Annotated in this window: 1 protein-coding gene; it reads right to left on the reverse strand. The window is 63.8% G+C overall.

Annotation, left to right across the window (positions count from 1 at the left end; translation table 11 throughout):
• The coding region (locus SB771_RS34960) for an acyloxyacyl hydrolase (protein ID WP_410722037.1) at positions 1-265 on the reverse strand (265 nt) is incomplete at both ends.

Consider the following 265-nt stretch of genomic DNA (forward strand, 5'->3'; position numbering starts at 1 on the left):
TGCTGGAAGCGGTAGCCCGCCTGATACTGCTGGCGATGGCCGAACTGCACGCCCACGCCCGCGACGTCGGCGAACTGGAACGCCGAGCCGAGCGTGAAGTCGGAGGAAATTCTCGGACTCGACAGGAGCCGCACGCCGGCGCCCACTTCGATGAAAGGACGGATCGACCCGGATGCCTTGATGAAGCGAATCATCGGCGTCACGCCGATCTCGCCGATGTTGTCGTGCACGTTGCCTTCGTTGGTGTGCCACCAAGCCATGTGCG

It is taken from the genome of Burkholderia sp. SIMBA_051 (genome assembly GCF_046534915.1).
In the GTDB taxonomy this organism is placed as follows: domain Bacteria; phylum Pseudomonadota; class Gammaproteobacteria; order Burkholderiales; family Burkholderiaceae; genus Burkholderia; species Burkholderia ambifaria.